This window comes from Mesorhizobium sp. M5C.F.Ca.IN.020.32.2.1 (assembly GCF_004023105.1).
Classification (GTDB): Bacteria; Pseudomonadota; Alphaproteobacteria; order Rhizobiales; family Rhizobiaceae; genus Mesorhizobium; species Mesorhizobium wenxiniae.
This window is the reverse complement of record NZ_RZSX01000336.1, coordinates 1-6,367: the sequence shown is the minus strand read 5'-3', so window position 1 is coordinate 6,367 and position 6,367 is coordinate 1. Positions and strand designations below refer to the sequence as shown.

General features: G+C 62.8%; 7 protein-coding genes. 4 read left to right on the top strand and 3 right to left on the bottom strand.

Going from position 1 to position 6,367, the window contains the following annotated elements; translation table 11 throughout:
- The 3 genes from EOA86_RS17815 to EOA86_RS17805 form a co-directional block, all read right to left on the bottom strand.
- Positions 1-2,553 (bottom strand): indolepyruvate ferredoxin oxidoreductase family protein (locus tag EOA86_RS17815; RefSeq protein ID WP_164891806.1); only part of this gene is annotated, 2,553 nt, incomplete at its 3' end.
- 221 nt (positions 2,554-2,774) lie between these two features.
- Entirely contained in the window at positions 2,775-3,305 is a 531-nt protein-coding gene (locus EOA86_RS17810; RefSeq protein ID WP_164891805.1) for a hypothetical protein, read from the bottom strand.
- Positions 3,298-3,906 carry a CGNR zinc finger domain-containing protein gene (locus EOA86_RS17805; RefSeq protein WP_128342842.1) on the bottom strand — a complete coding sequence of 203 codons (609 nt, stop codon included), beginning with the start codon at positions 3,904-3,906 and terminating at the stop codon, positions 3,298-3,300. The genes EOA86_RS17810 and EOA86_RS17805 overlap by 8 nt, the downstream gene beginning before the upstream one ends.
- A gap of 150 nt (positions 3,907-4,056) precedes the next feature.
- Between EOA86_RS17805 and EOA86_RS17800 the strand changes: the two genes are divergently transcribed.
- The 4 genes from EOA86_RS17800 to EOA86_RS17790 form a co-directional block, all read left to right on the top strand.
- A complete protein-coding gene (locus EOA86_RS17800; RefSeq protein ID WP_128342840.1) occupies positions 4,057-4,962 on the top strand; it encodes a branched-chain amino acid ABC transporter permease in 906 nt (301 codons plus the stop codon).
- Positions 4,963-5,058: 96 nt separating this feature from the next.
- Positions 5,059-5,379, top strand: a complete 321-nt coding sequence (locus EOA86_RS38675) for a hypothetical protein (protein WP_206630058.1) — start codon at positions 5,059-5,061, stop codon at positions 5,377-5,379.
- Positions 5,337-5,921, top strand: a complete 585-nt coding sequence (locus EOA86_RS17795) for a TRAP transporter small permease subunit (RefSeq protein ID WP_065006078.1) — start codon at positions 5,337-5,339, stop codon at positions 5,919-5,921. The genes EOA86_RS38675 and EOA86_RS17795 overlap by 43 nt, the downstream gene beginning before the upstream one ends.
- Positions 5,921-6,367, top strand: a 447-nt coding sequence (locus tag EOA86_RS17790; RefSeq protein ID WP_128342844.1) for a TRAP transporter large permease subunit, incomplete at its 3' end; no start/stop codon positions are given. The genes EOA86_RS17795 and EOA86_RS17790, both read left to right, overlap by 1 nt.

Below are 6,367 nucleotides of genomic sequence, written 5' to 3'. Positions count from 1 at the left end.
ATGCGCCTTGTCGTCGCCGGCGGCAGTGCGGATCGCCTTTTTCAGCCGCTCGACAGGCAGCGAGAAATCCGCCGACCGGGTAACCTCACCGGGCATGATCTCGGCGGTGTTGGCGAGGAAGATCGTGTGGCCCTCACGCACCGCGGCGAGCACCTTTTGAGCGCCCGACACGACGAGGTCGCAGCCGAGCACAAGGTCTGCCTTCCCCGCCGAAACGCGGATGGCGTGGATATCGCCCGGGCTGCGCGCGATGCGGACATGGGTGAACACCGAGCCGCCCTTCTGGGCAAGGCCGGCCATGTCGATCATGCCGCAGCCCTTGTCTTCGAGATGGGCCGCCATGCCGAGCACCGCGCCGATGGTGACGACGCCGGTGCCGCCGACGCCGTCGATGATCGCCGCCCAGCCCTGTTCGCCGAGCGGAAATTCAGCGGGCGCGGGCACGCCGTCGAGCGGATCGGTCGTGCCGGCCATACCCTCGGCCTTCCTGATCTTGGCGCCATGCACGGTGACGAAGGACGGGCAGAAGCCGTTGACGCAGGAGAAATCCTTGTTGCAGCTCGACTGGTCGATCCTGCGCTTGCGGCCGAATTCAGTCTCGACCGGCTGGATCGACACGCAATTCGACTGCACCCCGCAATCGCCGCAGCCTTCGCAGACCAGTTCGTTGATGAAGACGCGCTTGTCGGGATCGGGGAATGTGCCGCGCTTGCGGCGGCGGCGCTTTTCGGCGGCGCAGGTCTGGTCGTAGATCAGCACGGATGTGCCCTTAACGGCGCGCAATTCGCGCTGGACGAGGTCGAGATCGTCGCGGTGATGGATGGTGGCGCCGGCGGGGAATTCGACCTTGCCGGTATATTTGTCCGGCTCGTCGGTGACGATAGCGATACGCTCGACGCCCTCGGCCCGCACCTGCCTGGCGATCATGTCCACGGTCAGGCCACCCTCGTGTGGCTGGCCTCCGGTCATGGCGACGGCGTCGTTGTAGAGGATCTTGTAGGTGATGTTGGCGTCGGTCGACAATGCAAAGCGGATCGCCAGCGCACCAGAGTGGTTGTAGGTGCCGTCGCCGAGATTCTGGAAGATGTGGTCGCGCTTCGAGAACGGCGCCTGGCCGACCCATTGGGCGCCCTCGCCGCCCATGGCGGTGAAACCAACGGTGTTGCGGTCCATCCAAAGCGCCATGAAATGGCAGCCGATGCCGGCGGCGGCGAGCGAGCCGTCGGGCACCTTGGTCGAGGAATTGTGCGGGCAGCCGGAGCAGAAGAAGGGCGTGCGCGAGGCGATATCTGACGTGTCGGCGAGCATCGCCTGGAATTGGCGAAGTTTCGCCACCCGCGCGGCGATCTCGTCCGACGGACCGATCGTCCGCAAGATTCTCTCGCCGAGCGCTATGGCGATGTCGTTTGGATCGAGCGCGCCCTTGGCCGGGAACAGCCCGTCGCCGCGCTCGTCCTTCTTGCCGACGATGACCGGCTGCATGGCGGTGCCGTAAAGGTTTTCGCGCAGTTGCACCTCGATCAGCGAGCGTTTCTCCTCGACGACGACGATGGTGTCGAGGCCGCGAGCGAAGTCGGCGATGTGTTGCAGGTCGAGCGGCCATGGGCAGCCGACCTTGAACAGCCTGATCCCGATGCGATTGGCGGCGGCCTCGTCGACGCCGATGTCTTCCAGCGCCTGGCGGACGTCAAGATAGCTCTTTCCGATGGTGACGATGCCAAGCTTCGGGGCACGTCCACCGGAATAAACGATCCGGTTCAGCCCGTTGGCATGGATGAAGGCCGAAGCGGCGGCGCGCTTATATTCATGCAGCCGCTCCTCCTGGCCGAGCATGTCGATCTCGTTGCGAATGTTGAGGCCGCCAGGCGGCATGTCGAAGTCCGGGACGACGATATCAAGCCGTTCGAGTGCGGCATCGACCGAAGCCGTCGACTCGATGTTGTCCTTGACGCATTTGATCGCCGCCCAGGTGCCGGCGAAACGCGACATGGCAAAGCCGTAGAGCCCATAGTCGATGATCTCCTGGACCCCCGCCGGATTGAGGATCGGCACCATAGTGTCGACGAACAGGAATTCGGTCGCGTGCGCGTTGGTCGAGGATTCGGCCATGTGGTCGTCGCCCATCAGGGCAAGCACGCCGCCATATCTAGCCGAGCCGGCGAGGTTGGCATGTCGGAACACGTCGCCGGAGCGGTCGACGCCCGGTCCCTTGCCGTACCAGACCGAAAAGACGCCGTCATGCGTGCCCTCGCCCAGCAACTCGGCCTGCTGCGATCCCCAGCAGGCCGTGGCCGCGAGTTCCTCGTTGAGGCCGGGCTGGAAGACGATGTCCGACTGGGCGAGCTGCTTCCTGGCCTTCCAAAGCTGCATGTCGAGGCCGCCGAGCGGCGAGCCGCGATAGCCGGAGACGAAGCCGGCAGTGTTCAGGCCAGCCCTGCGGTCGCGCGCGCGCTGCATCAGCAGCATGCGGATGACCGCCTGCGCGCCGGAAAGGAAGATGCGCTCCTTCCCCAGGTCGAACTTGTCGTCGAGCGCGACATCATACAGCGTCATCAGGCATTTCCTGTGCGGCCACGGCTAGAGGTGCGCAGCCAACGTCGGAGTCGAGTGCCTACAGTCTTTCTTCCCTTGCCGGGGAGGTCAAATAAAATCGAAGATGCCAGACGAGGCGCAACAAATGATCCATGCGCGGCCGTGTGGCGCCACGAAACGCCTGTCGGGGAGGATAGCCGAGCACGAAAATTCCGGCGGCGGTCAGTGCCGCTGGTGACGCATCATGCAGCCTTTGGGCAACTGGGCTTCGGTTCGCCGGGCAGCTTGCCGTCGACATGGCCTGCCAGGTCCTTGTTGAGCTCGTAGACTGGCCCGACCACGAGAGGCCGGTCGGGCAGGACCGACTGCTCGAGCGAGGACGTCAGTGTCGTCTCGAAACTCTGCAGCAAGTTGCCGCTGCGATCCTCGATGCGGATCGACACGGTATAGGGCTTGTCCTTTACGACGCAGGTGAGCGGCGGGCTGGTCAGCGTTACATGCGGCAGCTTCGGCCATATTTTCTGGGTGACGATGATCGGATCACCACCGGCCGGGTTCTGGAAGGAGACCACGGCGACCTGTCCCTCACCCACCGGCCGCAACGGATTGAGGGTGATGACATAGGTGGCGATGCCCAGCCGGTAGTTGAACTCGAACAGCTTCCCGGAAATGGCGAACAGCTGGTCCTTGCCGGAGTCACGGCAGGCGCCGAGCGCGGCCACCGCGAACAACGCCGCGACGACAATCATCGCGCGCGAGTATCTTTTAGACATTGGTGACCTCCCTCGCCGCGGTCCGGCGGCGATAGTATCGGTTTGCCTTCTGTCGGTTGCCGCACACCGCCATGTCGCACCAGAGGCGGCTGGAATTGCGGCTTTTGTCGACAAACAGCCAGCTGCAGTTCGGACATATCCTCAGCCTGGCGATTGTGTCGCCGCGCAGCAGCGACAGCGCCGAGACCGCAAGCGCCGCCTCGAAGGCAATCGGCGTCGCCGGATTGCCGAATAGTTTTCCGGGCCTCCCGATTTCGGTGCGGCTTTGGGCGAGTCCGTCGGCGCAGGCTTCAAGGAATTCAGGCATGTCTCCGGTAGTGATCGCACCTTTCGAAACCGCGCGGCGAAACAGCCGATCGGTCGTCTCCCTGATCGACAGCACCACCGGCGCGATCTTTTCAGGCGTCGGCGCTACGAGCGGCCTGCCGCCGAGCTCGGCGGCGCGAAACTCGCTCGCCGCTTCGGCAAAGCGGGCGATCTCCGCCGGATCTTTGAGCCGGTCGAAGGTTTTCTCCGGATCGTTCCGCAAGACGACGGTGTTCGCCGTGTCGAGCGCAAGCATGCCACCGGTGAAGCGGTGCGGAGTCCAGGATACTACCATATGGCGAATCTAACCGATAAATGGCATTTGACAAGTTAGATTCCGGGTGCAACGCTCGTCACGGAGGCGATCGCCATTGCCTTGTCTTGAGAACGTCGTTCGTCCCAAACCGCTGCGCCCCGATTGCGGGGCATGCATCGAGGACATTGCATGCTCTATTTGTTCCAGCAGGTTCTGAACGGGCTGCATTCGGGCGCGCTCTACGCATTGCTTGCCTTCGGCTACGTGCTGACCAACGGCATCCTGCACCGCACCAATCTTGCCTATGGGGCGCTGTTCGCCTTTTGCGGGCATACGATGATCCTCACCGCGGCGTTCGGCTATCAGGTGCTGTGGCTGACGCTGTTTGCATCCGTCGCGCTCGGCGTAGCTGCGGCGTTCCTTTATGCGGCGCTGCTCAGCCGTGTCTTGTCGCGAAGCATCTTCGAACCGTTGGCCGACCGCTCGCCCAACGCCATCGTGGTGACGACGCTCGGCATATTGCTGGCCCTGTCGGAAGCCAGCCGTATCGCCGCCGACACCCATGATCTGTGGCTGCCGCCAATGCTGGCCCAGCCCATCATTTTTGCGCGAGGGGCCAATTTCAATGCCACGCTGACGCTCATCCAGTTGCTCGACTGCGCTGTCGTCGCGGCAACTATCGGGCTCGCCGCCTGGGCGTTTGCCCAATCAAGCTTCGGCCGGCGCTGGCGCGCCGTCTCCGACGATCCCAGGGCGGCAGCGATGTGCGGCGTCGATGTTCGCGCGGTGCTTCGGCGTGCGGTGCTTTTCGGCGGCCTTTGCGCGGCACTGGCCGGCGTGCTCGCCGCCTTCTACTACGGTAACATCAGCTTCGGCACAGGGTTGGTCTACGGGCTGAAAATCCTGTTTGTGACGGCGGTGGGCGGCTATCTCTCGCCGTTGCGGGCAGCACTTGGCGCTGCCGCTTTCGGCATGGCCGAATCGCTGTGGGCCGGCTATTTTCCGCTCGAATGGCGCGATGGCTGGATGTATCTGTTCCTCGTCGCCATGCTGGTGCTGATCGGCACCGGCCGCGATCAGGGCAAGATCGCCTGACGGTACCAAGCCTGGGTAGACTTTGGTTGCATGACGTCTACAGCGCGCGCGTCCTCTCGGACGCGCAAAGGACGCTGTAGCACTTTGATTTTGCGCATGATCCCAGCGAAAATCGATTCCCATTTTCGGGGTCATGCGCTGCGTCAGGCGCTGTTTGGCCCCTTCCTCATCTCACAAGCCCCTTCCTCACCTCACAAGATTGTTTTACTCGGTCTGCCCTGTGTTGACCCGCCGGGCCACGCACGGCATACCGTTGGGCCACATCGAAGCGGCGGAAAACAAGCGGGATGGCGCGCCGCTGATACTTTGAAGCACGCAACGCGCTTTCCGAAAATCGACACCGATTTCGGGCCGATGCGTAAAGGGAGGAATGCATGGCAGGGCTTCTCGCTCTATCCAGAACCATTGACCGTGTGAACGAATTCATCGGCAGATGGGTGTCGTGGCTGATCCTGCTGGCAATCCTGGTCAGCGCCGCCAATGCGGTCATCCGCAAGACGTTCGACATGTCGTCGAACGCCTGGCTGGAACTGCAGTGGTATTTGTTCGGCGCGGCCTTCATGCTGGCCGCTGCCTACACGCTGAAGCAGAACGACCATATCCGCATCGACATCGTTTACGGCATGTTCTCGCGCCGCGTGCAGCACTGGATCGACCTTCTCGGTCACCTCTTTTTCCTGATGCCGTTCGTCACCCTGATGGTGATCTATTTCGTTCCCTATGTGTCGCTGTCGTTTCGCAGCGGCGAAATGTCGAACAATTCCGGCGGTCTGATTATCTGGCCGGCAAAGGCGATCCTGCTGGTCGGCTTTTTCCTGCTGGCGCTCCAGGGCATCTCGGAGATCATCAAGAAGATAGCCATCATGCGCGGCGACATGGACGATCCCACTCCATTCATATCGGTCCATGAGCAGGCCGAACTCGAAGCGAAGGCGCTCGCCGAAGAGGTGCGCTCGTGATCGAGTTCATCGCCCAGAACATGGCGCCGATCATGTTCGCCTCGCTGGTCATCTTCCTGCTGATCGGCTACCCGGTCGCGTTTTCGCTCGCCGCCAACGGCCTGCTGTTCTTCTTTATCGGTGTCCTTCTGTCGCCCTATTCGGGCGGCTCGATCAATCTCGCTTGGCCGCTGCTGCACGCACTGCCGGACAATTTCTACGGCAGCCGGGTGATGTCGAACGACACGCTGCTGGCCATCCCGTTCTTCACGTTCATGGGCATCGTGCTCGAACGATCGGGCATGGCCGAGGACCTTCTCGATACGATCGGCCAATTGTTCGGACCGATCCGCGGCGGCCTCGCCTATGCCGTGATCTTCGTCGGTGCGCTGCTTGCCGCAACCACGGGTGTGGTGGCTGCTTCCGTCATCGCCATGGGCCTGATCTCGCTGCCGATCATGCTGCGC